This window comes from Phycicoccus sp. HDW14 (assembly GCF_011383005.1).
Classification (GTDB): domain Bacteria; phylum Actinomycetota; class Actinomycetes; order Actinomycetales; family Dermatophilaceae; genus Phycicoccus.
In genome coordinates this window covers 2,559,264-2,584,887 of sequence record NZ_CP049935.1, presented here as the reverse complement: position 1 = coordinate 2,584,887, position 25,624 = coordinate 2,559,264, and the positions used below count along the sequence as shown (strand labels likewise).

Annotated in this window: 19 protein-coding genes, 1 tRNA gene and 2 pseudogenes; 9 read left to right on the top strand and 13 right to left on the bottom strand. The window is 75.5% G+C overall.

Annotated elements, in window-relative coordinates; all coding sequences use genetic code 11:
* Positions 1 to 55: 55 nt before the first annotated feature.
* The 5 genes from G7075_RS21275 to xylA form a co-directional block, all read right to left on the bottom strand.
* Positions 56 to 412 (bottom strand): glycosyltransferase family 2 protein, encoded by a 357-nt coding sequence (locus G7075_RS21275; RefSeq protein WP_240917588.1) that lies wholly within the window; start codon positions 410 to 412, stop codon positions 56 to 58.
* A 2-nt stretch (positions 413 to 414) separates the two neighbouring features.
* Positions 415 to 867 (bottom strand): glycosyltransferase family 2 protein, encoded by a 453-nt coding sequence (locus G7075_RS21270; RefSeq protein ID WP_240917587.1) that lies wholly within the window; start codon positions 865 to 867, stop codon positions 415 to 417.
* A 10-nt stretch (positions 868 to 877) separates the two neighbouring features.
* The gene (locus G7075_RS12565) at positions 878 to 1,888 is read right to left on the bottom strand and encodes a hypothetical protein (RefSeq protein WP_166122244.1); all 1,011 of its coding nucleotides are present in this window, start codon (positions 1,886 to 1,888) and stop codon (positions 878 to 880) included.
* On the bottom strand, positions 1,885 to 2,949 hold the full coding sequence (locus G7075_RS12560) for a glycosyltransferase (protein WP_166122242.1): 1,065 nt from the start codon (positions 2,947 to 2,949) through the stop codon (positions 1,885 to 1,887). Before G7075_RS12560 ends, G7075_RS12565 begins: the two co-directional genes overlap by 4 nt.
* 226 nt (positions 2,950 to 3,175) lie before the next feature.
* Positions 3,176 to 4,387, bottom strand: coding sequence for a xylose isomerase (gene xylA, locus G7075_RS12555; RefSeq protein ID WP_166122240.1), 1,212 nt, complete (start codon positions 4,385 to 4,387; stop codon positions 3,176 to 3,178).
* 34 nt (positions 4,388 to 4,421) lie between these two features.
* Here xylA and G7075_RS12550 point away from each other — a divergent pair, with 34 nt between their 5' ends.
* The 4 genes from G7075_RS12550 to G7075_RS12535 all read left to right on the top strand — a co-directional run bounded on the left by G7075_RS12550 (position 4,422) and on the right by G7075_RS12535 (position 11,302).
* Positions 4,422 to 5,654 (top strand): ROK family protein, encoded by a 1,233-nt coding sequence (locus G7075_RS12550; RefSeq protein WP_166122238.1) that lies wholly within the window; start codon positions 4,422 to 4,424, stop codon positions 5,652 to 5,654.
* Positions 5,651 to 6,895 carry a D-arabinono-1,4-lactone oxidase gene (locus G7075_RS12545; protein WP_166122236.1) on the top strand — a complete coding sequence of 415 codons (1,245 nt, stop codon included), beginning with the start codon at positions 5,651 to 5,653 and terminating at the stop codon, positions 6,893 to 6,895. Before G7075_RS12550 ends, G7075_RS12545 begins: the two co-directional genes overlap by 4 nt.
* Before the next feature lie 104 nt (positions 6,896 to 6,999).
* Positions 7,000 to 8,163, top strand: a complete 1,164-nt coding sequence (locus tag G7075_RS12540) for an SMP-30/gluconolactonase/LRE family protein (RefSeq protein ID WP_166122234.1) — start codon at positions 7,000 to 7,002, stop codon at positions 8,161 to 8,163.
* Positions 8,164 to 8,251: 88 nt separating this feature from the next.
* Entirely contained in the window at positions 8,252 to 11,302 is a 3,051-nt protein-coding gene (locus G7075_RS12535; RefSeq protein ID WP_166122232.1) for a fibronectin type III domain-containing protein, read from the top strand.
* An 81-nt stretch (positions 11,303 to 11,383) separates the two neighbouring features.
* On the opposite strand, the gene G7075_RS12530 is transcribed toward G7075_RS12535, so the two are convergent.
* Positions 11,384 to 11,456: transfer RNA gene (locus tag G7075_RS12530), tRNA-Arg, on the bottom strand.
* 147 nt (positions 11,457 to 11,603) lie between these two features.
* On the opposite strand from G7075_RS12530, the gene G7075_RS12525 reads away from it, so the two are divergent.
* The 4 genes from G7075_RS12525 (at position 11,604) to G7075_RS12510 (ending at position 17,024) form a co-directional block, all read left to right on the top strand.
* Positions 11,604 to 12,890 carry an MFS transporter gene (locus G7075_RS12525; RefSeq protein WP_240917586.1) on the top strand — a complete coding sequence of 429 codons (1,287 nt, stop codon included), beginning with the start codon at positions 11,604 to 11,606 and terminating at the stop codon, positions 12,888 to 12,890.
* 75 nt (positions 12,891 to 12,965) lie between these two features.
* Positions 12,966 to 15,176 carry an AAA domain-containing protein gene (locus G7075_RS12520; RefSeq protein WP_166122230.1) on the top strand — a complete coding sequence of 737 codons (2,211 nt, stop codon included), beginning with the start codon at positions 12,966 to 12,968 and terminating at the stop codon, positions 15,174 to 15,176.
* A 32-nt stretch (positions 15,177 to 15,208) separates the two neighbouring features.
* Positions 15,209 to 16,846, top strand: a complete 1,638-nt coding sequence (locus G7075_RS12515; protein WP_166122229.1) for an AAA domain-containing protein — start codon at positions 15,209 to 15,211, stop codon at positions 16,844 to 16,846.
* On the top strand, positions 16,839 to 17,024 hold the full coding sequence (locus tag G7075_RS12510; RefSeq protein WP_166122227.1) for a hypothetical protein: 186 nt from the start codon (positions 16,839 to 16,841) through the stop codon (positions 17,022 to 17,024). The genes G7075_RS12515 and G7075_RS12510 overlap by 8 nt, the downstream gene beginning before the upstream one ends.
* 151 nt (positions 17,025 to 17,175) lie before the next feature.
* Here the strand turns inward: G7075_RS12510 and mscL are convergent, their stop codons facing one another.
* The 6 genes and pseudogenes from mscL to G7075_RS12480 form a co-directional block, all read right to left on the bottom strand.
* The gene (mscL, locus tag G7075_RS12505) at positions 17,176 to 17,547 is read right to left on the bottom strand and encodes a large conductance mechanosensitive channel protein MscL (protein WP_166122225.1); all 372 of its coding nucleotides are present in this window, start codon (positions 17,545 to 17,547) and stop codon (positions 17,176 to 17,178) included.
* Positions 17,548 to 17,666: 119 nt separating this feature from the next.
* Positions 17,667 to 18,332, bottom strand: coding sequence for an SAF domain-containing protein (locus tag G7075_RS12500; RefSeq protein WP_166122223.1), 666 nt, complete (start codon positions 18,330 to 18,332; stop codon positions 17,667 to 17,669).
* Between the two features lie 39 nt (positions 18,333 to 18,371).
* Positions 18,372 to 18,737 (bottom strand): FmdB family zinc ribbon protein, encoded by a 366-nt coding sequence (locus G7075_RS12495; RefSeq protein ID WP_166122221.1) that lies wholly within the window; start codon positions 18,735 to 18,737, stop codon positions 18,372 to 18,374.
* A gap of 167 nt (positions 18,738 to 18,904) precedes the next feature.
* Positions 18,905 to 19,729: an ABC transporter permease gene (locus G7075_RS12490; protein WP_166122219.1), complete on the bottom strand. Its 825-nt coding sequence runs from the start codon at positions 19,727 to 19,729 to the stop codon at positions 18,905 to 18,907.
* Positions 19,726 to 20,624 (bottom strand): annotated as a pseudogene (locus G7075_RS12485) (ABC transporter ATP-binding protein). Before G7075_RS12485 ends, G7075_RS12490 begins: the two are co-directional and overlap by 4 nt.
* Positions 20,625 to 20,715: 91 nt before the next feature.
* Positions 20,716 to 22,293 carry a potassium/proton antiporter gene (locus G7075_RS12480; protein WP_166122217.1) on the bottom strand — a complete coding sequence of 526 codons (1,578 nt, stop codon included), beginning with the start codon at positions 22,291 to 22,293 and terminating at the stop codon, positions 20,716 to 20,718.
* 45 nt (positions 22,294 to 22,338) lie between these two features.
* Between G7075_RS12480 and G7075_RS12475 the strand changes: the two are divergent.
* A pseudogene (locus G7075_RS12475) lies at positions 22,339 to 25,001 on the top strand (penicillin acylase family protein).
* 25 nt (positions 25,002 to 25,026) lie between these two features.
* Here G7075_RS12475 and G7075_RS12470 read toward each other — a convergent pair.
* Positions 25,027 to 25,611, bottom strand: coding sequence for a 5-formyltetrahydrofolate cyclo-ligase (locus G7075_RS12470; protein ID WP_166122215.1), 585 nt, complete (start codon positions 25,609 to 25,611; stop codon positions 25,027 to 25,029).
* Positions 25,612 to 25,624 lie beyond the last annotated feature (13 nt).

Here is a 25,624-nt window from a genome sequence, read left to right as displayed (position 1 = left end):
GTAGGGGCGCCCATCGACACCCGCCGTGCCCCCGGAGGTCACGGACCGCGGGGGTTCAGGTGACGGTGTGCCAGTGCCCGTCCGGCGTGCGGTGCACGAGACCGAGCTCGCGGAACTGCTCGAGCCAGCCCTCCATCGGCCACCAGCCCCAGGTGTCGGCGAAGGTGGTGGCGTTGGCCACGATGTCGGTCACGTGCTGCACCGGCGGGCTGGGGCTCGGGTGGAACTGGTGCACGGCCTCGGCGCCGCCGACGAAGAGCAGGCGCCCGCCGGCGCGCGCCAGCCGTTGCCCGACGTCGGTGTCCTCGGCGCCGTACCCCGCGTAGCGCTCGTCGAAGCCGCCGATGCGGGCGACGTCGTCGGCCGTCACCGCGAACGACAGCGACCAGAAGAGCGTGACGTCGTCGACCACCCTCAGCGCGTCCGGGGCAGCGGCGGCCGGGCCGGGTGGTGGCGTGGCGGGCGCGGTCCCTCGCGGGGGTCGGCCTCGTAGGCGACGCCGCCGCAGAGGAGCACCGGGCCGTCGCCGTCGCCCGTCGTGAGGACCTCGGCGTAGCGCTCCACCAGGGTGGGCGCCGGGACGCAGTCGACGTCGAGGAGGACCAGGTGTTCCGCGCCCGCCGCCACGGCGGTGCTGACGCCGAGGTTGCGGGCGGCGGCGAGCGGGAGGCGCCCGTCCTGCCGGGGGATCGGGACGTGGTGCACGACGTGGGCGGCCCCGGCCGTCGCGTCCACCACGGCCGGGACCCGGTCGTCGTCCATCGCCACGACGACGAGCAGGTCGGGCCGGCGGGTCTGGCGGCGCAGGCCCTCGAGCTGGCCGCGGAGGTGGTCGTGGCGGCCGTGCACGACGGTGACGACGGCCACGGGGGCCGGGTCACGCGACCGACCGTCCGGCGCGGCCGGCCGCGAGGTCGTCGAGCCACGCGGCCGCGTCCTGCGCGCCCCGTCCGGTGCTCCACCGGCTCCAGCCGCGTCCCCCACGGCGGACGGCCCGCTCGAGCACCCCGGGCCAGTCCCCGGGTTCCGGCCAGGAGGTGTGCCCGTCGGCCACCCGCATCCGGGACACCGCCGCGGCCGTGGCGTCCTGCTCGTCGAAGGGCCGGCGCTGGGCGACGACGACCGCCGCGGCCCGGGCGGCGGCGACGTCGGCGACGGCGTTCTGCCCCGCGTGCGTGACGACGACGTCGGCCGCGCAGAGGTCGCGCCAGAGGTCCGGTGAGGGGTGGGCGGGGCTGCACTCGGACCACGTCCACCCGGGCGTCGCGGCCCGGGCGGCGTCGACGGCACCGGCCCCGGTGTCCCGGCCGCCGGCTCCCCAGACGACGAGGGCGTGCCGGCTCGGCCGACCGGTCGCGGGCAGGGGGCGGTGCGCCCCGTCGAACCGCGACATCCCCCCGGCGAAGCACGTCTTGGCGCGCCAGGCGTCGGGCCATCCCGCGTCGTGCGCCCCCTCCGGCCACGGCGCGAGCAGACCCTCGGCGAGGTCGTGGGCCAGGCGGTGCGCGGGGTCGGTGCGGTGCCCGGGGAGGGCGACGACGACGACCGGGACCCCGCAGAGGCGCACGAGGAGGGCGGCCTCCACGGAGACGTCGGTGACGACGAGGCGCGGCCGTGCGCGTGCCACCCACGCCGAGATGGCGGCGGCTCGGTCAGCGACACCCCTGTGCCGCAACGGTGCCCAGTGGAGCGTGCCGTGGGCGTCGACGTCCGCCCCGACCTCGGGCACCGGGGCGTCGTCGCGGGGGAGCTGCACCCACCGGTGCTCCCAGCCGGCCGGGGCGGGGAGGCTGCTGAGTCCGGTCACGGGGGAGCGGAGGTGTTCGCCGAGGGAGCGCATCCGGGTGAGGTGGCCCTGCCCCTGGTGGTGCACGTAGTACCCGATCACGCGGCACCGCGCAGCGGCAGCATCGCGCCGTAGACCTTCAGGTAGTCCTCGACCATCCGGTCCACCGAGCAGGCGCGGACGGCGTGGTCGCGGCACGCGGTGCGCGACAGGGCCACCGCCTCGGGCACGGCCGCCGCGGCAGCGACGACGTCACCCCCGGGGACGAGCCGGCCGACGGCGGGCCGGACGAACTCGCCGAGGCCGCCCCGGTCGAAGGCGACCACCGGTGTGCCGCAGGCCAACGACTCCGCGGCGACGAGCCCGTACGGCTCGTCCCAGACCGGGGTGACGAGGGTCGCCGCGCTGGTGCCGAAGAGCGTGACGAGGTCGTCGGTGCCGAGGTGGCCGAGCAGCTCCACGTCGTCGCCGAGACGCGGCAGCACCATCGTCCGGACGTAGCCGGGGTCACCGACCGGCCCGGCCAGGCGCAGCGGCCGACCGGCGGCCCGCGCGGCGTCGATGGCCAGGTGCGGCGCCTTCTCGGGCACGAGCCGCCCGACCCACGCGAGGGCGTTGCCACCGGGGCCGGGGGTCCAGCGCCCGACGTCGACCCCGTTGGGCACGACCTCGGACCCGACCGCGTGCCGCCATGCCGCCCGGGTGTGCTCGCTCACGGCGACGTAGCGCGAGCGCGGGTCGCCGGCGATGGCGATCGCGGGCTCGAGCCACGGGGTCGGCGGGGTGTGCAGCGTGGTGACCATCGGGGCCGCCGCCGCGGCCGACATGGCCACGGGGAGGTGGTGGAGGCTGTTGTTGTGCACCACGTCGACGTCGTCGCGGCGTTGCAGCTCGAGCATCAGCTGGAGGTAGGCGTGGTGCTCGGTCAGCCACGAGGCCGCGGGCATCGCCACGTCGCGGCGGGCGGTGTCGCTCAGCTCGAGCGGCCGGGTCGCCAGCTCGCGGGCGCCGAGCCTCGGGTCGCTTCCGGACCCGGCGAAGACGGTGACCTCGGCTCCGCGAGAACGCAACCCGAGGGCGAGGTTCCACGTGAGCGACTCGAGGCCACCTGCGAACGGCTCGGCCAGCGGGAAGCGGGACGAGGCGATCAGGACGACGTGCACGCGACCTCCTGCGTCCGGTGGTCGGGCCGGCCGGGGGCCGGGGTGGCGAGGGGCACGCCCGGTCCTCCTCGGGTCGGTGTCGGGACGAGCGGTCCAGCCGCGGCTCGGCGGCGGGACTCCCCCGACTACCCCGGGGGACTCGCGGGCAAACCACGTCGCGACCCGGCCCGGGAGCACCGGGCCCGCCGCCACCCCCGTGACGCCGCGGCGCTCACCGGACCACGGGTCAGCCGACGAGGTGCTCGATGGCCAGCTGGTTGAGGCGGACGAAGCCGTAGTCGCGCTCGCCGGCCTTCTCGGGGTCGAAGCCGTCGTCCGCGGCGAGGAAGTCCTCGACCGACTCGCCCTCGTCGAGGGTGGGCCGGGCGAGGTCGAGGACGCCGGAGTACTCCATCGCCTCCTGCACGCGCGGGTCGGCGCGGAAGGCCCGGGCCTTGTCGGCGAGGAGCAGGTAGGTCGACATGCAGGCCTTCGCCGACTCCCACACTCCCTCCATGTGCTCGGTGCGCGAGGGCTTGTAGTCGAAGTGGCGCGGGCCGTCGTAGCGCGGGGCGTCCGGGTTGCCCGGGAAACCGTTCTCCAGCAGGTCGACCGTGAAGAAGGCCGAGGCGAGGTCGCCGTGGCCGAAGACGAGGTCCTGGTCGTACTTGAGGCCGCGCTGGCCGTTGAGGTCGATGTGGAAGAGCTTGCCGCTCCACAGCGCCTGGCCGAGGCCGTGCGTGTAGTTGAGGTTGGCCATCTGCTCGTGACCGGTCTCGGGGTTGAGCCCGACGATGTCACCGTGCTCGAGCTCGGCGATGAGCGCCAGCGCGTGCCCGGCGGTGGGGAGGAAGATGTCGCCGCGTGGCTCGTTCGGCTTGGGCTCCAACGCGATCCGCAGGTCGTGGCCCTGGGCCTTGATGTAGCCGGCGACCGTGTCCAGGCCCTCCTTGTAGCGCTCCATGGCCGAGAAGACGTCCTTGGAGCCGTCGTACTCACTGCCCTCGCGCCCGCCCCACATGACGAAGGTGCTCGCGCCGAGCTCGGCGGCGAGGTCGACGGCCTGCAGCACCTTGCGCAGGCCGAAGCGCCGCACGCCGCGGTCGTTGCTCGTCAGCCCACCGTCCTTGAACACGGGGTGGCTGAAGGTGTTGGTCGTGACCATCTCGATGACGAGGCCGGCGTCGTCGGTCGCCTGCCGGAAGCGCGAGACGATGCGCTCCTTGGTCGCGGCGTCGGCGTCGAAGGGGAAGACGTCGTTGTCGTGGAAGGTGACGCCCCACGCGCCGAGCCCTGCGAGCTTCTCGGCGTACGCCCACGGGTCCAAGGCCGGGCGGCTGGGGCCGCCGAACGGGTCGGTTCCCGTCCAGCCCACGGTCCACAGGCCGAACGAGAACTTGTCCTCGGGGTGGGTCGACGCACCACGGTGTGCTCCTTCGTCGTATTTGTTGTCTCCCACAACATAATAGGCCGCCGTCGGCTATCGTCAACCCATGACCTCGGCGACCGCGCCCCGGGCGCGCGTCCCCGGCCCCGCGGTGGGCCGCGAGTCCCGGGCCACCCAGTCCTCGCTGCGGGAGGCCAACCTCGCGCTCGTGGCGGCCACGGTGTGCGCGTCCGCCGAGCCGCTGTCGCGGGCCGACGTCGCGGGTCGCACCTCGATGACGCGCTCCACGGTCTCGCGCCTCGTCGACGACCTCGTCGGCGGCGGGGTCCTCGACGAGCTCGAACCGGGGGTGGTCACCGGTCGGGGCCGGCCGGCCACGCCGCTCGTCCCCGGCGCCGGCATCGCCGCCCTGGGTCTCCAGGTCGACGCCGGCTTCCTCGCCGCCCGGGTGCTCGACCTGCGCGGCCGGGTGGTGGCGGGGCGCGTGGTCGACGGCGCGTTCGTCGGGTCCGACCCCACCGTCGTGTTGCCGCTGCTGGCGGCCCTCGCCGACGAGGTGCTCGCGGACCTCGCGCCCGGCATCCGCCTCGTCGGTGCCGGGCTGGCCCTCCCGGGGCTCGTCTCGCCGTCCGGCACAGCGCTTCTCGTGGCTCCCAACCTCGGCTGGGCCGACCTCGAGGCCGGCCACCTCCCGGTCGTCGGGGGGATGGTCCCGCGGGTCGGGAACGAGGCCGACCTCGCGGCCCGCACCGTCGCCGAGGTCGCGCCCGGGCGCCCCGGACCGCTGGCCGACTTCGTGTACCTCTCCGGGGAGGTCGGCATCGGTGGCTCGCTCGTCCTCGACGGGCGGGGGATGCCCGGGCGGCACGGCTGGGCCGGGGAGATCGGGCACGTCCCGGTCGACCCCGACGGGCCGGCCTGCCCGTGCGGGTCCACCGGGTGCCTCGAGCGGTACGTCGGCCGCGCAGCCCTCCTCACCGCCGCCGGCCTGCCGCCCACGGCGTCGGGCCGCGACCTCGCGGATGCCGCCCGGGCGGGGGAGCCGTCGGCCGTGTCGGCCGTGGCCCGCGCGGCCTGGGCCCTCGGCGTCGTGCTGGCCGGTGTCGTCAACGTGCTCGACATCCCGGCCGTCGTCCTCGGCGGCCACCTCGCCCAGGTCGCCGACCTGCTGCGCCCCGATCTCGAGGAGCACCTGCGGACCCGGTCGCTGTCGGCGCGCTGGGTCGCCCCCACGGTCACCTCGGCGGGGGAGGACCCCGCGGCCGGCGCCTCCGGGGCCGCGCTGCGCGAGCTGTCCGAGGTGCTGGCCCACCCCGCGGACTGGGCGGGTGCCGCGTGACGGGCCCGGCGGGGACGAACTGGGCGGGCAACCACACCTTCCGGGCGGTGCGCCTGGAGCACCCGGCGAGCACCGAGGAGCTCGCCGACGTCGTCGCCCGCGAGCGGCGCGTCCGAGCCCTGGGGTCGCGCCACTCCTTCACCGACCTCGCGGACACCGACGGCGTCCTCGTCTCCCTCGAGCGGATGCCGGCCGACGTCGTCGTCGACGACGAGCGACGGACGGTCACCGTGGCGGCGGCGACCCGCTACGGCGAGCTCGCCGTCGAGCTGCACCGGAGTGGATGGGCCCTGTCCGCCCTCGCGTCGCTGCCGCACATCTCGGTGGCGGGCGCCGTGGCCACCGGCACGCACGGGTCGGGGGACGCAGTCGGGTCGTTGGCGGCCTCCGTCCGGGAGCTCGAGCTCGTGGGTGCGGACGGCGCGGTGCGCAGCGTGCGACGCGGTGACCCGGACTTCGACGGCAGCGTCGTCGGGCTCGGCGCGCTCGGGGTCGTGACCCGCCTGACCCTCGACGTCGAGCCCGACTTCGCGGTGCGCCAGGACGTCTTCCGCGGGCTGTCACTCGACCGCGTCCGCGACGGCTTCGACGAGCTGAGCGCGGCCGCCTACAGCGTCAGCCTCTTCACGGACTGGACGAGCGGGCTCGCCGATGCCTGGCTGAAGAGCCGCTCGACCGAGCCGCCTGCCCCGCCCGAGGGCACGAGCGCGGCCACGGGTCCGGTGCACATGCTCGCCGGGGCCGACCCCGCGGCCGTCACCCAGCAGCTCGGCGTCGTCGGGGCGTGGCACGAGCGGTTGCCGCACTTCCGGATCGACCACACGCCGAGCCGTGGCGCGGAGCTGCAGAGCGAGTACCTCCTCCCGCGGGCCGGGGTCGGGGAGGCCGTCGAGGGGCTGCGGGGGCTCGCCGCGCGGATGGCGCCCCTGCTCCAGGTGTGCGAGATCCGGACCGTGGCCGCGGACGACCTCTGGCTCAGCAGCAGCCACGGGCGCGACGTCGCCGCCTTCCACTTCACCTGGGTCCTCGACCCCGCAGCGGTCGCGGCGCTGTTGCCCCGGGTCGAGGACGTCCTGCTGCCGCTCGGTGGCCGACCACACTGGGGGAAGTGCTTCGCCGCGGGACCCGCCGACCTCGCGCCGCTGTACCCCCGATGGGGCGACTTCGCGGCACTGCGCGAGCAGGTCGACCCGGAGCGGGTCTTCGGCAACGCCTGGCTCGACCGGGTGCTCGGCGGCTGAACCGGCGCATCGGCCGTTCGTGCGGGGTTCCGGGATCTGCTGGTCCGCCGGCCGACCCATCCGCTAGGTTCCGGCCATCCTTTCGTGCGATTCCGGGGGTTCCTGTGCGCCGTCTCGTCGCCGTCACCGCAGCGGCAGGCGTCATCGGCGGCCTGTCGCTCGTCGCCGGTCCTCCTGCTGCGTCGGCCGCCACCGACCCGCCCCCGACCTACGGCGCCTCGACCGTGCTCGCGGGCGGCGGGCAGGGCTGGAACGGCCCCGCCTCGTCGGCGGCCCTCCCCGGTGACATCCGGACCGACGCGACCAGCGGTGGTTCCCTCCTCGTCGGTTCGCCCGAGCAGCGCGAGGTCCTGCGCATCGACCCGGCGACCGACCGGATGGTCGTGGTCCCGGGCACCGGCGCCGGGACGGCGCCCCTCGACGTCCGCGACGTCGCGGCCGCCGGGACCGGCGTCGTCGTGGCCGCCCGCCAGGGGCTCGTGCGCCTCGGGGCCGACGGCACCCGGACCACGCTGAGCACCCTGCCCGGACTGCAGCTCGTCGACGTGGGCTCGGACGGCGTCGTGTGGGCGGCCACGCCCACCCAGGTCGTCCGCGTCCTCACCGACGGCACGGTCACCGCGGCGACCCCGGCCACCGCCTTCACGAGCATCCGCGACCTCGTCGTCACCCCGGACGGGTCCCGGGCGTACGTCATCGACACCGGCACCGACCGGTTCGGCGTCTACGCGGTCACGGCGGACGGGGTCGGCGCCCGCGTCGTCGGCAACGGGCAGAACGCCGGCGGCGCGATCGACACGAGCCTCCCGGCGACGAGCGTCTCGACCGCGGCGGTGCACACGCTGGCGACCGACGGCTCGACGCTCTGGCTGGCCTCGCGCGACCAGGGACCCGTCGTCGCCGCCTCGCTGACCACCGGCGTCCTGCGGATCGCGGCGTCCGGTGCCGCGTGGACCATCGACCGGCTCGGCAGCGGGTTCGCCCTCGGGGCCGCACCGCCCGGTGGACGTGGGAGATCGCCCGGCACGGCGCCGACGGGACGCGCGTGGGGCGGTTGGCGGGCATCGACCCGGACCGTCCGTGGTCGCCCGACGGCGCACCGGCGGTCGGCGCGATGCTCGGGGACGTGCGCGGCGGCGCCGGGCTGCCCGGCGGCCTCGTCGTCTTCACGACCGCGACCGGACAGGTCCGGGAGGTGCGGCCCGACGGCACGCTGCGCACCCGCGCGAACCTCGGCACGCTCGCAGGTCGCGCCAAGGTCGCGCTGACCGGCGACGGCACCGCCTTCGTCCTCGTCGACGGCGCCGCGGACCACGACACCCTGTACCGCGTCCCCACCTCGGGGTCGCGTCGGTCGTGCTCGAGGGCACCGGGCTGGCCGACGTCGAGGTCGCCGCGGACGGCGGGCTCGTCATCGCCGACGGCGCGGGCCACCGCCTGCTGCGTCGGAGCACCACCGGGACGACGACCACCGTCGTCGAGCTGGGGGAGGCCCCCACCGACCTCGCGCTCGACGGCTCCGGCGGTGACCTGCTCGTCGCCGGCACCGGCCTGCAGCGCCTCTCGGCCGGTGGCTCGCTGAGCACCCTGATGACGGGCGGCTCCGTCGCCGCAGTGGCCCCCGCTGCCGCCGGGATCCACGTCCAGGTCGGCGGGCCCGGAGGGACCCTGTACGTCCTGCGGGCCGACCGGTCCCTCGCACCCGTCCTCGCCGACCGCGAGGCCGTCTCCCAGGCGCAGGGGCTCGGGCAGGGCGTCCTGCTCGCCGGCGGGGGCGTCGTCCGGCTCGTCACCGACCCGGGACTGGCGCTCGAGCCGGAGCCCCTGGCCGTCACCGCGACGCCCGGCCCCGGCCGCGTCCTCCTCGACTGGGACGGCGCGACGGTCGCCCAGGCCATCGTCCGGGCCAAGAAGGGGTCGGCCCCCGTCGACCAGTGGGACGGCGAGCCCGTCGATGACCCCCACACGGTCCTGCGTGTCGGGGGCCCCACGGCGCTCGTCGCCGGCGAGGAGTGGTACTTCTCGGTCTTCTTCGTCCAGGCCGTGCCGTGGCACGACCCGTGGGCGCCCTACTCGTTCAGTGCGCCCGTGGTCGTCCGTGCGGCGGCCCTCGTCGACGACGTCCCACCCCCGGGGCCGGTCGCCCCGAGCACGTGGCGCACGCGCACCGACGCCGGAGTGCGGTGGAACGACCCCTGGGGTGACGACTTCCTCCGGTCCGAGGCCCGCTTCCTCCCCGGCACCACCCCGCCGATGACGCCGGAGGAGGGTGAGCCCCTCACCGACGCGCACACCGTGCCCGGTGCGGTGGCCGGGACCGACTACGCCATCAGCATCTTCACGATCGACCTCCACGGGAACGTCACGCGCTGGAGCGGGGTGACGAGCCCCGACGCGACGGCCCCGGGCCCCGTGACCGACGTGCGCGTGACCCCGACGTTCCGCACCGCGACCGTCGAGCTGACCCTGCCTGACGACCCCGACCTCGTCGGCTACACCTACGGTTTCGCCGCGGGGGACGCGGTGCCCGAGCGCCAGCCGTACTCGCCGAGCCGCGCGGGGTCCTTCCTCGTCGGACCGCTGACGATGGACACGACCTACACGCTGGCCGTCTGGACCGAGGACGACCTCGGCAACCGGGGGGAGCCGGTGGTCACCCGGTTCCGGACGCCCCTCGACACCGTCCCACCGGGCGCCGCGACCGGCCTCACCGCGACCGGGGGCGACTACCGGCTCACCGCGTCGTGGACGCCGCCGGCCGACACCGACCTGGAGAGCGTGCGGGTGACCCTGGTCGACCTCACGACGGGTGCCGAGACCGCGGGCCCCACGTCCCGGACCTCCACGACGCACACCTGGACACGCCTCCCCGGAGGTCGGGACTACGAGGTCCGGGTGACCGCGACCGACGTCAACGGGTTGGTGGGTCCGACGGTGACGGCGACCGGCCGGACGGCCGACGACGCCAACGGGCCACCGCCACCCATCGACCCCGCGACCGTCGTCGTCACGCCGCGCTCGGCGACGAAGGTGTCCATCGCCTTTCCCAAGCCCGTTCTCCCCGACCTGAAGTCGCTCGGCTACGCGCTCATCCCGGTCGGTGCCGACCCCGACTCGGTGACGTCCGCGAAACCGCTGACCGTCCCGGGCACCTCGACGGTCACGGCCGACCTCACCCTCCCCGAGCCCCTCGTGCCGGTGCAGCTGGTGCTGTACGTCTTCGACCTCAACTCCCACCGCGCCCGCTCGGTCGTGCCGAGCATCGTCGGCGCGGTGTCCCAGGCCGACCTGCCGTTCGCCCCCACCGCCGTGCGGGCCACCGCCGGTGCGAGCAACTCCCTGTCGGTCACGTGGGGGCTGAACGCCTTCTCGCCCGACGTCACGGAGTGGGTGGTCACCGCGACGTCGGGCACCGAGCGGCGGACCGTCACCGTCCCGGCGGCCACCCTGTCCCGCGGGTTCACCGACCTCCCCGGGCGCCGCGACTGGATCGTCTCGGTGGCCGGCCGCGGCACCTACGGCACCGGCCCCGCGAGCTCGTCGTCCGGCGTGACGGTGGCCGACGTCCTGCCCCCGGCGCCCGCGACGGGCCTGGTGCTGACACCGTCGTACGACACGCAGCTGCTGTCGTGGACGAACCCCACGACGTTCGACTTCACCCAGGTCGTCGTCACGCGGTACGGAGCCACCGCCGGCGAGACCAAGGAGCTGTACCGCGGTACCGGCACCTCGGTCCGGGCGACCGGCCTGGTCGGCGGACGGTCGTACACGTACGTCGTCGCGACGTACGACGCGTTCGGCCAGACGTCCGTCGAGCCCGCCCGGGCCACCGCCCAGCAGAGCACGGTCGGGCTCACGGCGCCCTCGTCGGTGCGCTACCCCGACGCTGTGTCGTTGCGCGGCAACGCGGTCTGGCAGGGCGGTGCGCTCTCGGGGCGCGGCCTCGTCGTGCAGGCCCAGAAGGTCGGGAGCACGACCTGGAGCCAGGTCGCGACCGTGACCACCTCCTCGAACGGCAACTACGCCGTCTCGCTCAAGCCGGCCGTGTCGACGCGCTATCGCGTGGGGTACGCCGGCTCGGGTGCGCGCACCGGGACGTGGAGCAGCGTCCGCACGGTGTCGGTGGCGCCGTCGGTGTCGATCCGGGCGACCCGCACGACGGTGCCCAAGGGGGCGAGCGTGACGGTCTCGACGGTCGTCGGGCCGAAGCACGCCTCCTCGGTCGTCACCCTACAGCGCTGGACCGGTCGCTCCTGGGTGAGCGTGACCACGCGGAAGCTCTCGAGCTCGAGCGCGGCGAGCGCCGTCGTGCGGCCGTCGGCGAGCACGTCCTACCGGTGGGTGCTCCCCGCGCACGCCGACCACGCGACCGGGACGAGCGCGACCCTTCGGCTGACCGTCCGGTGACCTTCGGGTCCGGTGCGAGTACCCCCGGCTCCCGTCGTCACTGCCGGGGTCCCGCTCGCCGCGCTGGCGCGCGTCCGTTCGGTGCCCCGGCAGGATTCGAACCTGCGACACCTTCTTTAGGAGAGAAGTGCTCTTCCCCTGAGCTACGAGGGCGGGAAGACCGCGGGTCAGCCTACGGGGCGCGGCCGAGGCCGGGCGAGCCGCACCCGGCCGGGTCGAGTGCGGAAACGGTCGTCGGGGCGACCGCGAGCGCACTCGACCCCGGCACGGACCGTGGGTGCGCACCGGCATACTGCCGACCGTGACGACACCCGCGCAGCTCCCGGCCACCACGGACCGGGCAGCACTCCAGCGCCACGTCGTCCGCAGCCTCGTCGCGTCCCAGATGCTCGGCGGCGTCGGCCTCTCGGCCGGGGTGGCCGTCGGGGCGCTGCTCGCCGAGGAGGTGTCCGGCTCGGCGAAGTACGCCGGCCTCGGCGGCACCTTCCAGGTGCTCGGGGCCGCCGTCATCGCCGTGCCGATGGCGCGCGTCATGGCCGCACGCGGCCGCCGTCCGGGCCTCGTCCTCGGCTACGCCCTCGCGGCCGTCGGCGCCGTCGGACTCGTCACCGCGGGCATCGTGCAGAGCTTCCCGCTGCTGCTCGTCTCGTCCCTGCTCTTCGGCGGCGCCACCGCATCGAACAGCCAGAGCCGTTACGCCGCAGCCGATCTCGCGCTCCCGAACCGCCGCGCCCGCGACCTCAGCATCGTCGTGTGGGCGACGACCGTCGGCAGCGTCCTCGGGCCCAACCTCGTCGGACCGAGCGCACCGGTGGCGGATGCGCTCGGCCTCCCGCGCCTCACCGGCCCGTTCGTCTTCTCGCTCGTCGGGCTGGTCCTGGCCATCGGCGTCGTCGCGCTGCGCCTGCGGCCCGACCCGCTCGTGCAGGCCCGGCGGCTCGCGCTCGACGAGGGCGACGAAGCAGGGGAACCGACCCACGGCTCGGTGACGCGCGGCCTGCGGGTCGCCTTCTCGCGGCCGATGGCCCGGCTCGGCATCGTCACGCTCGCCCTCGGCCACGGCGTCATGGTCAGCGTCATGGTGATGACCCCGCTGCACATGTCGCACGGGCACGCCGAGCTGACGGTCATCGGCTTCGTCATCAGCATCCACATCCTCGGCATGTTCGCCTTCTCGCCGCTGACGGGGATGGCCGTCGACCGCTTCGGGGGCCGGGCAGTCGCCCTGCTGGGCGCCGGCGTGCTCAGCGTGGCGACCGTGCTGGCGTCGGCCTCGCCGATGGGGGAGTCCGGCACCCTCGTCGCGGGGCTCTTCCTCCTCGGCCTCGGCTGGTCGTGCACGCTCGTCGCGGGGTCGACCCTGCTCACCGCGGCCGTGCCGGCGGCCGAGCGGCCCGGCGCCCAGGGCGCGGCCGACCTCCTCATGGGTCTGGCCGCGGGCGGGGGCGGTGCGGTGGCGGGCGTCATCGTCGACCGCGTGAGCTTCCACGCCCTCGCCCTCACCTCGCTCGGGTTCGCCCTGGCCATCGGGGTGCTCGCCCTGACCACCCGCCGGCCGGCCGACTCCGCGGACCCCCTCGCCGCCTGAGCACCTGCACAGGTCGGCCGCGACCCGCGCCCGCACCTCCCCGGCCCGCGGCGGCCCCGTTGTTAGCCTGCTGAGGTGACTGCGAGCGGCCCGGCGCGCGACGCACGGACCCGCGACGGGGCCGGCGTCGGCGGAGCCACGTCCGAGGAGCAGCGGAGGGGAGGGCACCTGTCCATCGCCCCCGACGCCGCGACCCTCCGGGCCCAGCGGGTCGCCGAGGCCCGCGCCCGGTGGACCCGTCACCTCGTCGAGCTCGGCGGCCCGAACACGCTGCTCTGGTACCGCGACCTGCCCGTCGGCACGCTCGACCTGTCGACCGCCCACCTCGGGGCGCGCAGCGCGCTCCTCGCCGGTGACCCCACCCGCCTCTCCGAGCTGGTCCGCGAGCCGCACGCGCTCGAGGAGGCCCGGGCTCGTCTCGGCCGCATCCACGACACCGCCAGCGAGATCGAGCGCGAGCACGCCGTGCGCACCTGCTTCCTCGGCATCGGGATGGCGTCGTGGACCGTCGTGCTCGACGACGGCCGCGTCGTGCCCCGCCAGCCCGGGGCGCCGGTCTTCCTGCGCGCACTCGCCACGCGGCCCACCGACCCGCGCCGCTCCGACTGGCTGCTCGAGCCGGGTGCAGAGCTCGAGGTCAACCCCGCGCTCGTCGAGTTCATGGCCTCCGAGCACGGCATCACCCTCGACACCGACCGGCTCGAGTCGCTCGTCACGGCGAGCGGCGCCGTCGACCCGTACCCCGCCTACGCCGCGCTCGCCGACGCCTGCGACGCCGTCCCCGACCTGTCCGTCGACCCGCGCGTCGTCGTCAGCACCTTCCCGTACCACAAGGCCCCGCTCGTGGCCGACCTCGCCGTCCAGGCCGACACCCTCGCCGGGCACGACGTCGTGGCCGCGCTCGCCGGGTTCGCCGACGCCCTGCCGGCCGTCGCGGTCGGGGCCGACACCGGCGACCGGTCCGAGCGAGCCGTCGAGGACGTCCTCGTCCTCGACGCCGATGCCGCCCAGCGCGAGGCCGTCGAGTCCGTGCGGGCCGGGTCGCACCTGCTCCTGCACGCCCCGCCCGGCACCGGGGCGACCCAGACGGTCGCCAACCTCGTCGCGGCCCTGGCCGCCGACGGCCAGCGGGTCCTCGTCGTCTCCCCGAAGCGGGCCGCCCTCACCGGCGTCCACGAGCGGCTCGCCTCCGTCGGGCTGTCCGACCTCGTCCTCGACCTCCCCGACGGCGGCCACGGACGACGGGCTGCGGTGCGGGCCCTCGTCGAGGGGCTCGACCGCGCCCTCGAGCAGCAGCCCCGGCCCGCCGGACGGCTGCGCGACCGTGAGCGCCAGGCCGCGGGCGCCGACGACGGACGGGCCCGGGCCGAGGCCGCCGCCCTCCTCGACGAGCACCTGCACGCCCTGCACGGTCGGCGCGAGCCGTGGGCCGTCACCCTCCACGAGGTCCAGGAGGAGGTCTGCCGGCACGCCCTCCTCGAGCAGCCGCCGCGCTCGCGGATCCGCCTGTCCGGCACCGTCCTCGCCAGCCTCGACCGCGAGACCCTCGCCGAGGCCCGTGCCACCCTCACCCGCCTCGCCGAGCTCGCCGGCTGGGACTCCGACCGCGAGGACCCGTGGTTCGGTGCCGAGCTGCGCACCCCCGAGGAGGCCGCGGAAGCGGGCGAGCGGGTCGCGCGCCTGGCCACCGGACAGGTCGAGGAGACGCGGCGCACCCTCGGCGACGTGTTCCGCGGGGTCCACCTGCCCGCGAGCCCGACCGTCCTCGACTGGGACCGCGTCCTCGCCACCGTCGGGCAGGTCCGCGACACCCTCGAGGTCTTCCGGCCCGAGGTCTTCGACATCCCGCTCGACGACCTCGTCGCGGCCACGGCGGACGGCGGCACGCGGCGCGCACTCGGCAGCGACCTCGGCACGCTCGAGCGCTGGCGGGTCCGTCGCCAGGCCCGCGCGCTGCTGCGACCCGGACGCCCGCCGGCCGACCTGCACACCGCCCTGCGCGAGGCGCACGCCCAGCGCCACGCCTGGCGCGACCTCGCCGGCTCGGGCGGCCGCCCGGAGATCCCCGTCGAGCTCGACCGCGCCCGGGGGCGCACGACGCCCTCGTCGACGACGTCTCGTGGGTCGATGACCGCCTGCCGCACGAGGAGGACGACCTCGACCTCGTCGAGCTCGACCTCGCCGACCTCGCGGCGCGGGTCGAGGCCCTGCACGCCGCCGCCGACCGCCTCGGGCCCGCCCCCGAGCAGCGCCTCGCCCTCGACGCCCTCGACCGGCTCGGGCTGACGCCGCTCGTCGAGGACCTGCGCGAGCGCGGGGTGCCGGCCGACAGGGTCGCCACCGAGCTCGAGTGGGTGTGGTGGTGCTCGCTCGCCGACGAGGTCCGCGCGCACGACCCGGTGGTCGCCGGCCACGACGGCGGCGCGCTCACCGAGGCCGTCGCCACGCTCGTCGAGTCCGACCGCGACGCCCTCGAGACCCAGGTGCCGCGCGTGCTCGCGGCCGTCGCCGCCCGGGTCGCGGAGGTCCGCCGGGCCCGTCCCGACATGGAGACCCGGCTGCGGGCCGAGGCGTCGCGCGCCCGCCGTCCCGGTGCCCTCCCCGACCTCGTCGCGTCCGTCGGCGAGCTCGCCACCGCCGTCCGCCCGTGCTGGACCACCAGCCCGCTCGCCGTGCCGTCGCTGCTGCCGCCGGGGGAGTGGTTCGACGTCGTCGTCCTCGACGAGGCATCCCTCGTCGCACCCGCCGAGGCCGTCGCCGCCGTGTCCCGCGCCCGTCGCGTCGTCGTCGTCGGCGACCCGCAGCAGCTGCCGCCCACGCCGTTCGTCGTCTCCGCCGGGGTCGACGCCCCCGAGGAGGCCGGCACCGAGTCGGTGCTCGACCTGCTCGAGGGGGTCCTGCCCGGGCGCCGGCTCGGTTGGCAGTACGGCGTCCTCGACGAGCGGCTCGCGGCCCTCGTCGGTCCCGGGACGCACGACCCCGAGGCGCCCGACGGCGGGTCATCCGACCCCGAGCTCGTCACGTTCCCCGGCACCGTCACCGAGCCGGTCGTCCGGCACGTGCTGGTCGAGGGGCACGGGGTGGTCGCCGAGGGCGAGGCCGCGGTCGAGTCGACGCCCGCCGAGGTCGAGCGGGTCGTCGAGCTCGTGCTCGAGCACGCCCGCCGCCGCCCCGACCGTTCGCTCGTCGTCATCGCCCTCGGGCCGGGGCACCGCCGGCTCGTCGAGTCCGCCGTGCGCGAGGCCGTCGAGCGGGCCGACGACCGGGTCGCGGCGTTCTTCGCCGAGGACCGCCCCGAGGCGTTCGCGGTCCGCGACGCCGACCACGTCCAGGGCGAGACCTGGGACGACGTGCTGCTCACCGTCGGCTTCGGCAAGACCCCGCACGGCCGGGTCCTGCACCGCTTCGGCGCCATCGGCACCGACACCGGGCACCGGCGGCTCGGGGTCGCCCTGACCCGGGCGCGGCGCAGCCTGACCGTCGTCTCGACGATCACCGCCGACGAGCTCGACCCCGACCGGCTGCGGACCTCGGGGGCCCGGATGCTGCGCGCGGTGCTCGAGCGGGTCGAGGCGGTCTCCGGTGACGAGGGCGTGCAGGGCTCCGACACCTCGAACGCCTCGGGCGGGTCGGTCCTGCTCGGTGACCTCGCGCGCCGGCTGCGCGAGCACGGGCTCGTCGTCCACGAGCAGGTCGGCACCTCCTCGGTGCCCGTCGAGCTGGCCGTCGAGGACCCGACGCGACCGGGTCGGCTGCTGCTCGCGGTCGAGTCCGACGGGCCGGCCTACGCCCGGGTCGGTTCGGGACGCGACCGCGACCTCGTGCGGGTCGCCGAGCTCGAGCGCCGCGGCTGGCAGCACCTGCGCGTCTGGTCCACCGACGTGTTCCGCGACCCCGCCCGGGTGGTGTCCCGGGTGCTCGACGCGGTCGGTGTCCGCCGGGCGCCCGGTGGCTGACACGTCCGACGGCCCGGAGCGACCGCGACGGCGGCGCCCCCGCCGGGCCGTGCGCCCGTCGACGCACCCCGACACCGACGACGCCCCCGACGTCGCCGAGCCGCGTGACGCGCCGGCCGAGGGCGAGGGGCCGCACGAGCGCTGGCTGCGCGAGCAGCGACCACCCCACTGGGAGTAGCGAGCCCGACTCATTGCCCATAACCCACCTCGACGGACCTCTCCAGGGCCGGATCAGGTGGGCAATGGGCAATGAGTCGAGGGGGAGGACACACGCGGACGGGGCGGCGACCCGGTGCGGGTCGCCGCCCCGTCGGCGGTGCTGGGTGCGGTCAGGCGGTGCCGCGACCGGCACGCAGCTCGTCGCGGATCTCCTTGAGCAGCTCGGTGTTCGGGTCGATGGTCTCGGCCTCCGGCTCCTTCGGGAAGAAGCGGGCCTGGGCCGCCGCGTACGGCTTGACGACACCGAAGTAGATGACGAACGCGACGATGAGGAAGGCCAGCAGCGCCGTGATGAACGCTCCGACGGACACGCCCCCGGGCTTGAACGTCGAGAAGTCCTTCTTGCCCCCGATCTTGCCGAGGACGTCCATGAACATGGCGGTGAAGCTCGTGACGACGGTGGCGAAGGCGCCACCGATGACGAAGGCGACGGCGAGCTCGACGAGGTTGCCGCGCATAATGAAGTCCTTGAACCCCTTCACGGTGGTTCCTTTCTCTAGGGACTGACGGAGCACACGCTAGGGCCAGCAGGCGCGGGGCGCACCACCTCGTCCTGTGGATGGAACTCTCCTGGCGGTAACGCTTCCGCCAGCGCACTCCGTCATCCACCCCGCGCGACGACGGTGACGGTGACCGAGCCGTCCGTCCCCCCGTGCCCGGCGAGCACCCGCTCGGCGGACCCGGCCGGCAGCTCGAGCAGCACCCCGCGGGGCGGCCCACCCCCGCCCAGGCCGGTGACCCCGGCCGCCGGCGGTGGGTCGACGGCCAGCACCGTGGCGTCGCGCGCGAGCACCGGCCCGCCCGGACCCGGGAAGACCGACACCTCGAGCCCCGGGGCGAGCACGTCGGCCGCGGCGGCGTCGGCGAGCCCGACGTGCAGCGCGACCGCCCCGGCGGCCAGCCCCTCGATGCGCGTGCGCGGCACGAGCCGGGTGGTGGTCAGGGCCTCACCGGCGGCCAGTGCCGAGGCGCTGCGCCGACCGACGGCCGCCGCGGCGTCGGCCAGGGCTCCCGGCTGCCGCGCGGCCAGGACCACCCGGACTACCTCGACGTCGCCCGGACGGAGCACGGCCCCGGCCTCGACCGGCACCGCGGCGACGACGACGTCGACGGTGGGTGCGGGCGGGGGCCGCAGCACGTGCAGGCCCGTGGTCGCGGCACCGGCCAGGCACCCGGCGGCGAGCACCCGCCGCAGCACCGAGCGCCGCCAGCGCGCACGACGCCCCCGCCCGGTGAGGCCCGGGAACGGGGGCGTGCGGTTGGTCATGCCGCCGACGCTAGGCGCGTGCGGCCCCGCCGGCAGGGCTCAGGCGGAGGTTGTGGACGACGACCCGCCCGCGGACGCCCCTGTGGACGACGCGGCCGGCGTCGACGACCCGGACCCCGAGGACGACGACCCCGACGACCCGGAGTCGGACGACGAGGACGACGAGGACCCGGACGACTCCGAGGACCCCGAGCCACCCGACCCCGAGGAGCCCGACACCGACGACCCCGACCGGGAGTCGGTGCGGTAGAAGCCGCCGCCCTTGAAGACGATCCCCACGGCGTTGAAGAGCTTGCGCAGTCGCCCGCTGCACTCGGGGCACTCGGTGAGCGAGTCGTCGCTGAAGCTCTGGACGACCTCGAAGCGGTGGTCGCACGCGGTGCACGCGTAGGCGTACGTCGGCACGGTGGTCCTCCTCGGACGGACATCGGCGCCGCCGGTCCCGGCACGGTGGTGCGGGTCTCGCGGCGGCGCGCGCACCAAGGATAAGCGAGGGCGCCGCCCGGGATGTTCCCTGCCCGCGGGCGGCGCCCCCTGTCCGCGTCCCTGCCGACGCGGAGCCCTCGACCCTGCTACTTCACCTCGGCGCGGGTGATCCACCACATCCCGACGGTCAGCGGGAGGGCGACCCACACCCCGACGGAGGTCGCGAGCTGCGCCCACTGCTCGCCGGTCAGCGAGCCGGAGAACAGCGGCTCCATCGTGCGGTTCAGGTCGAGCCACTCACCCGCCTTCGCGGCCTGCGACCACAGCGACCCGAGGATGGACCAGCCCGTCGGCAGCACGTAGTAGAGGACGATCGCGGCCGGGGTGTTGCGCAGCAACATCCCGAACCCGAGGCCCTGGAGCAGGCCGAGCAGCACGTACCCCGCGGCCCCGAGCAGCGCGGTCCACGTGAAGGTCCAGTCGCCGCTCGCGCCGCGCAGCGCGATGGCCGCCCCGTGGGCCGCCGCGGCGAGCGCGAAGGACGTGACGACGGCGACGACGCCCACGGCCAGCGCGGCGACGACCTTGGCCCAGGTGACCCGGGTCCGGCGCGCCTCGAGGGTGAAGGTGACGAGCGCGGTCCGCTGCGACCACTCCGACGTCACGGCCATCACGCCGACGACCGGCAGCAGGATCGCCATCGGCATCGTCGTGGCCTGGAGGTAGTCGCCGAACGGGTGCTCGCCGCCGTTCTGGACGAACATGATGGTCAGCGCAGCGGCGATGACCACGCCGATGGCGATGAGCAGCCAGCGTCCGGCCCGGGTGTCGAGCATCTTGCGCAGCTCGACGTGCACGAGGCGGCCGAAGGAGATGCCGCTGCTCGGGCGCGGCCCGGCGATCGGCGCCGGCAGGCGTCCGCCGTGCTCGCCGACGAGGGTGACGTCCGGGGCGTGCGTCGTGGCGCTCATGCCGCCACCTCCTCGCGGGCCGTGGCGGCCGTGAGGTCGAGGAACATCTCCTCGAGCCCGCGCTCGTCGCCCGAGCGCAGCTCGCGGAGGACGAGACCGGCCTGGAGGGCGACCCGCCCGACGGTCTCGGGGTCGGTCTCGGCGAGCAGCCCACCCGTCGCCACCGGCGACACGGCGACCTCGGCGACCTCGAGGGCCCGGCGCAGCGCGGCGTCGTCGCTCGAGCGGACGACCGTGCCCGAGCCGGCGAGCAGCTCCTCGGTCGTGCCCTGCGCGACGACCCGGCCGTTGCCGATGACGACGATGTCGTCGGCGACCCGTTCGATCTCGTTGAGCAGGTGCGAGCTGAGCAGCACCGTCCCCCGCGGGCCGCGAAGCCGCGCAGCAGGTCGCGCATCCAGCGGATGCCCGCGGGGTCGAGCCCGTTGGCCGGCTCGTCGAGGATGAGCACCTCGGGGTCGGCGAGCAGGGCGTGGGCGATGCCGAGCCGCTGGCGCATCCCGAGGGAGTAGTTGCGCACGCGGCGGTTGGCCTCCTTCGACGTCAGCCCGACGAGGTCGACCATCTCGTCGACGCGGCGGCGGTCGACGCCGGTGAGGATGGCGGCCAGGGTCAGCACCTCGCGGCCGGTGCGGCCGGCGTGCTGGGCGGAGGCGTCGAGCAGCAGCCCGACGTGGCGGCCGGGGTTGGGGAGGGTGGCGTAGGGGCGGCCGAGCACGGTCGCGGTGCCCCCGCCGGCGGGGGTGAGGCCGGCGACGACCCGCATGGCGGTCGTCTTGCCGGCGCCGTTCGGGCCGAGGAAGCCGGTGACCCGACCGGGTCGGGCCTGGAACGACACGTCGTCGAGGGCGGTGAAGGCGCCGTAGCGCTTCGTCAGGTGGTCCACGGAGATCATGAGGAGGACTCTCCCGGCGCGGGCCGGGTGCGCGATACGGGGTTCGGCCCTGAGCCGACCCTGACCCGACCCCGACCCGTTCAGGGTGGGCTCAGCCCTCGGACCAGTCGGCGAGGCGTCCGCCCCGGCTCACCTCGAAGAGCCGGCGCTCGACCGCGGCCCGCACGGCAGACGGCGTGACGACGAGCAGCTGGTCGCCGTGCTTCAGCACCTCGGAGTCCCGCGGCACGAACGACCCGCCGTCGCGGACGACGAGCGCGATGTTGGCCCCGCGCGGCAGGCGCAGCTCGAAGACGCGCACCCCGCCGATCCGCGACTCGGGCCCGATGTCGATCTCGAGCAGCTCGGCCGCGAGCTCGGTGAGCGGCGTGGCCTCGACGGCGAGGTCGACCCGGTGGTGCGCGGTGTCGAGGCCGAGCCGGTGCGCCACCCACGGCAGCGTCGGCGCCTGGATGAGCGTGAAGACCACGACGAGCACGAAGACGAGGTCGAACATCCACTCCACGGCCGGGGTCCCCGCGGTGACCGGGACGGTCGCGAGCACGACCGGCACCGCCCCGCGCAGGCCGGCCCACGACAGGAAGGCCTGGGTGCGCCACGGGATGCCGAAGGGCAGGCAGGAGGCGATGACCGACAGCGGCCGGCCGAGCAGCAGCACCGCCCCGCCGACGACGAGCGCGGGCACGATCTGGGAGGCGAAGCCCTCCGGCGAGGCGAGCAGCCCGAGCAGCACGAACAGGCCGATCTGGGCGAGCCAGCCGATGGCCGTCGCGAAGCCGACGACCGCGGGTCGGTGTGGCAGCCGGATGTTGCCGAGCACGAGCGCCGCGAGGTAGCAGGCGATGAACCCCGACGTGTGCACGGTGTCGGCGGCCGCGTAGGCGAGGACGGCCACGCTGAGCACCCCGATGGCGAACAGCGCCGAGGACGTCGTGGCGACGACGCGCAGGAGCCGGGCCCCGAGCCAGCCGACCGCGAGCCCGATGACGGCGCCCCCGGCGAGCTCGGCGGCGGCGACGACGAGGATCTGCCACACCGGTTCGGGCTCGCCGTCGGGGGCCAGCTGGGCGGCCAGCGCGGTGACGAGCAGGACGACGGGGGCGTCGTTGAAGCCGGACTCGGCCTCGAGCATCCCCGAGATGCTCCGCGGCAGGGGGACCCGGCGCAGCACCGAGAAGACCGCGGCGGCGTCGGTGGAGGCCACGACGGCGCCGATGAGGAGCGAGACCTCCCAGGACCACCCGAGGACGAGGTGGGCCACGACCCCGACGACGACCACGCTGACGGCGACGCCCACGGTCGCCAGGACGGCCGCCGGCGCGACCGACTTGCGGATGCCCGACCACTGCGTCGTGATGCCGCCCTCGACGAGGATGAGCACGAGCGCGGCGTAACCGAGGACCTGGGTCAGGGCCTCGGAGTCGAACTGGATGCCGACCGGGCCGTTCTCGCCGAGGGCCAGGCCGATCGCGAGGTAGATGAGCAGCGACGGCAGGCCCGAGCGCAGCGAGAGGCGGACCGCGGCGACGGCGACGACGAGGACGATGCTGCCGAGGAGCAGCACCGAGGACAGGTCGTCGAGCGAGAAGCCCGCCTCGGCGCCCGTGTCGGTCACGAGGCGTGCGGGCGTCCCGGCGCCGGCGATCGCCGTCGCGCAGGGGAGTGTCACCGGGACCGTCCTCGTCTCGTGGGGGTGGTGACCTAGTCTCGCAGGGTGAGTCGCCTCGTCGTCGCCCGCCGGGCCCTGCTCGGACTGATCGCGCTCGTCGTCGTGGTGGCGCTCGTCGGCGGGGTCGTCGTCGTGCGGGCCGTCCGCGCCTCGCTGCCGACCCACTCCGGCGAGGCCACGCTGCCCGGGCTGGGCGCGGCCGTCACCGTCAAGCGCGACGGCAGCGGCATCCCGCACCTCTACGGCGACTCGGTCACCGACCTCGCCCGCGCCCAGGGCTACGTCCACGCCCAGGAGCGCTTCTTCGAGATGGACCTGCGCCGGCACATCACGGCCGGGCGGCTCTCCGAGCTCGTCGGCCCGGCGGGCGTCGAGACCGACAAGGTGGTCCGGACGATGGGCTGGCGCCGGGTCGCCGAGGAGGAGCTGCCGACCCTCGAGCCCGAGACCCGCCAGGTGCTCCAGGCCTACGCCGACGGCGTCAACCGCTACCTGCGCGGACGCTCCCCCGGGGACGTCTCGGCCGAGTACACCGTGCTCGGGCTCCAGCTGCCGCTCGGCGACATCGAGGAGTGGACCCCCGTCGACAGCCTCGCCTGGCTCAAGGCGATGGCCTGGGACCTGCGCGGCGACTACACCGACGAGCTGGCCCGCGCACGCCTCAGCGGGCGACTGACCCGGGCCCAGATCGCGGCCGCCTACCCGGCCTACGACGCGGCCGCGCACCCGTCGATCCTCTCCGACTCCGAGTGGGCGCCGGGGAGCGTGCCCCCCGGGTCGGGCGCCACGCCGGCCAGCCCGTCCGCCGTGCCGAAGGCCCTGACCACCGGTGGCGACGACGTCGTCGCCGAGACGACGACGCCCGGCGCGCAGGCGGCCTACGCCGCGGTCGACCGGGCCCTGGCCAGCGTGCCTCAGCTCGTCGGACGCGGCGACGGCGTCGGCTCGAACTCGTGGGTGCTGTCCGGGAAGCACACGGCCTCGGGCAAGCCGCTGCTCGCGAACGACCCGCACCTCGGGGTCGGGCAGCCGGGCATCTGGATCCAGAACAGCCTCACCTGTCGCACCGTCAGCGCCGAGTGCCCGCTCGACGTCTCCGGCTTCTCGTTCGCGGGTGTGCCGGGCGTGGTCATCGGCCACAACGCCGACATCGCCTGGGGCTTCACCAACCTCGGCCCCGACGTCTCGGACTTCTACCTCGAGCGGGTCGTCGGGCAGACCTATCTGCGCGACGGCGAGTGGCAGCCGGTGACGACGCGCGAGGAGACCATCAAGGTCGCGGGCGGCGCCGACCAGCGGATCACGGTGCGCGCCACCACGCACGGCCCGATCATGAGCGACGTCCTGCAGCCGGCCCGCGAGGCCGGGGCCCGAGCGCCGACCCAGCAGGAGGGCGACGAGAACCAGGACTACGCGGTGTCGCTGGCCTGGACCGGCCTGACGCCCAGCCGCACCGCCGACGCCATCATCGGGCTCAACAAGGCGACGAACTTCGAGCAGTTCCGCGACGCCGCGCGCTCGTTCGCCGTCCCGGCCCAGAACCTCCTCTACGCCGACCGGCAGGGTCACATCGGCTACCAGGCGCCGGGCCAGATCCCCGTCCGGCGGGCGGCCATCCCGCGCAGCGTCCCCGGCTACTGGCCGGCCCCGGGCTGGGACTCCTCCTACGACTGGACCGGGTTCGTGCCCTTCGACGAGCTGCCGTGGTCCTACGACCCGCCCGACGGCGTCATCGTCGCGGCGAACCAGCAGGTCACGTCGAGCCGCACGCCGTTCCTCACCACCGAGTGGGACTACGGCTGGCGCTCGACCCGCATCGCCCAGCGCCTCGAGAAGCTCGACAAGGCGACGCCGGCCGACATGGCCTCGGTGCAGATGGACGACACCGACCTCTTCGCCTCGGTGCTCGTCCCCGCCCTGCTCGCCGTGCCGCTCGACGGCCAGACGGGCGAGTCCGACCCGCAGGACCTGCTCGACTTCACCCAGGACGCCCGCAACCTGCTGCGCGACTGGGACCACACGACGCCGGCCGCCGACTCCGACTCCTCGGCCGCCGCCGCGTACTACAACGCGGTGTGGCGCAACCTGTGCGAGCTGCTCTTCGACGACGAGCTGCCCGCCGACATGAAGGCCGACGGCGGCGACCGGTGGCGCTCGGCGGTTCAGCTCCTCCTCAAGGACCCGGACAACGAGTGGTGGGACGACAAGCTCACCCCAACGTCACCGAGGGCCGCGACGAGATCCTCCGGCAGGCGCTCGTCCAGGCCCGGCTCGAGCTGACCCGCGAGCTCGGCAAGGACCCGCAGCAGTGGGACTGGGGCCAGCTGCACCGGATCACGCTGGAGCACAAGGTCCTCGGCGGCGACTCCGTGCCCGGGCCGGTGCGCTGGCTCTTCAACGAGGGCCCCTTCGACATGCCGGGCGGCTCGGCCATCGTCAACGCCAACGGGTGGGACGCCAGCGAGGGCTACGAGGTGACCTGGGGCCCGTCGATGCGGATGGTCGTCGACCTCTCCGACCTCGACGGCTCGACGTGGGTCAACCAGACCGGCGTCAGCGGCCACGTCACCGACGACCACTACGCCGACCAGATCTCCGACTGGGTCGCGGGCCGGCAGCGGCCCTGGCCGTTCTCCGCGAAGGCGGTCGACGAGACCGACCCCGACGTCATGACGCTGCGCCCCGACCCGGCGGCCGGCACCGGCTGAGGTGCGTCGGCCGAGGTCGGCCGGGTCAGCCGAGGTCGCTGAGACCGAGGTCGGTGAGGCCGTCGGCGGTGAGCACGGCGTCGACCGGCTGGTCGAAGGCCTCGCGCGGCAACGGCTCCTCGTCGGCGCCGACGACCTCGCCCGGGTGCAGCATCGTCACGACGGGGACGCCGGGCCGGCGCCGCGGCAGGGCCTTGTCGTAGCAGCCGCCGCCCTGGCCGAGCCGGGTGCCGGTGGTGTCGACGGCGAGCCCGGGGGACAGGACGAGGTCGGCGAGGCCCACGGCGTCGAGGCCGAGGCGCGTCGCCGCGGGGTCGGCGAGGTCGTGCCAGTCGAGGTCGAGGTCGGCGAGGGTGTCGGGGACGAGCACGCGCAGCCCCGCCCCGGTGAGGGCGGCGTTGACGGCGGCGGTGGGCGGCTCGCCCGCGATCGACTCGTAGCAGAGCACGACCGACCCCGGGCCGAGCCCGAGCCGGCCGACGAGCGCGAGGGCCTCACGGGCCAGGGCGGTGTCGTCGGCGGCGACGTCGCGCCCGGCGGCGATCTCGCGCCGGCGGGCACGCAGCTCGCGCCGGCGCTGCGACTTCGGGGTGGGGGCCACGACGTGCATCGTAGGGTGGCGC

Excerpts from the sequence above, each read along its gene's own strand:
- G7075_RS12490 (WP_166122219.1), bottom strand. The coding sequence starts at position 19,729 with ATGAGCGCCACGACGCACGCCCCGGACGTCACCCTCGTCGGCGAGCAC.
- G7075_RS12470 (WP_166122215.1), bottom strand. The coding sequence starts at position 25,611 with ATGCACGTCGTGGCCCCCACCCCGAAGTCGCAGCGCCGGCGCGAGCTG.
- G7075_RS12500 (WP_166122223.1), bottom strand. The coding sequence starts at position 18,332 with ATGACCAACCGCACGCCCCCGTTCCCGGGCCTCACCGGGCGGGGGCGT.
- G7075_RS12550 (WP_166122238.1), top strand. The coding sequence starts at position 4,422 with ATGACCTCGGCGACCGCGCCCCGGGCGCGCGTCCCCGGCCCCGCGGTG.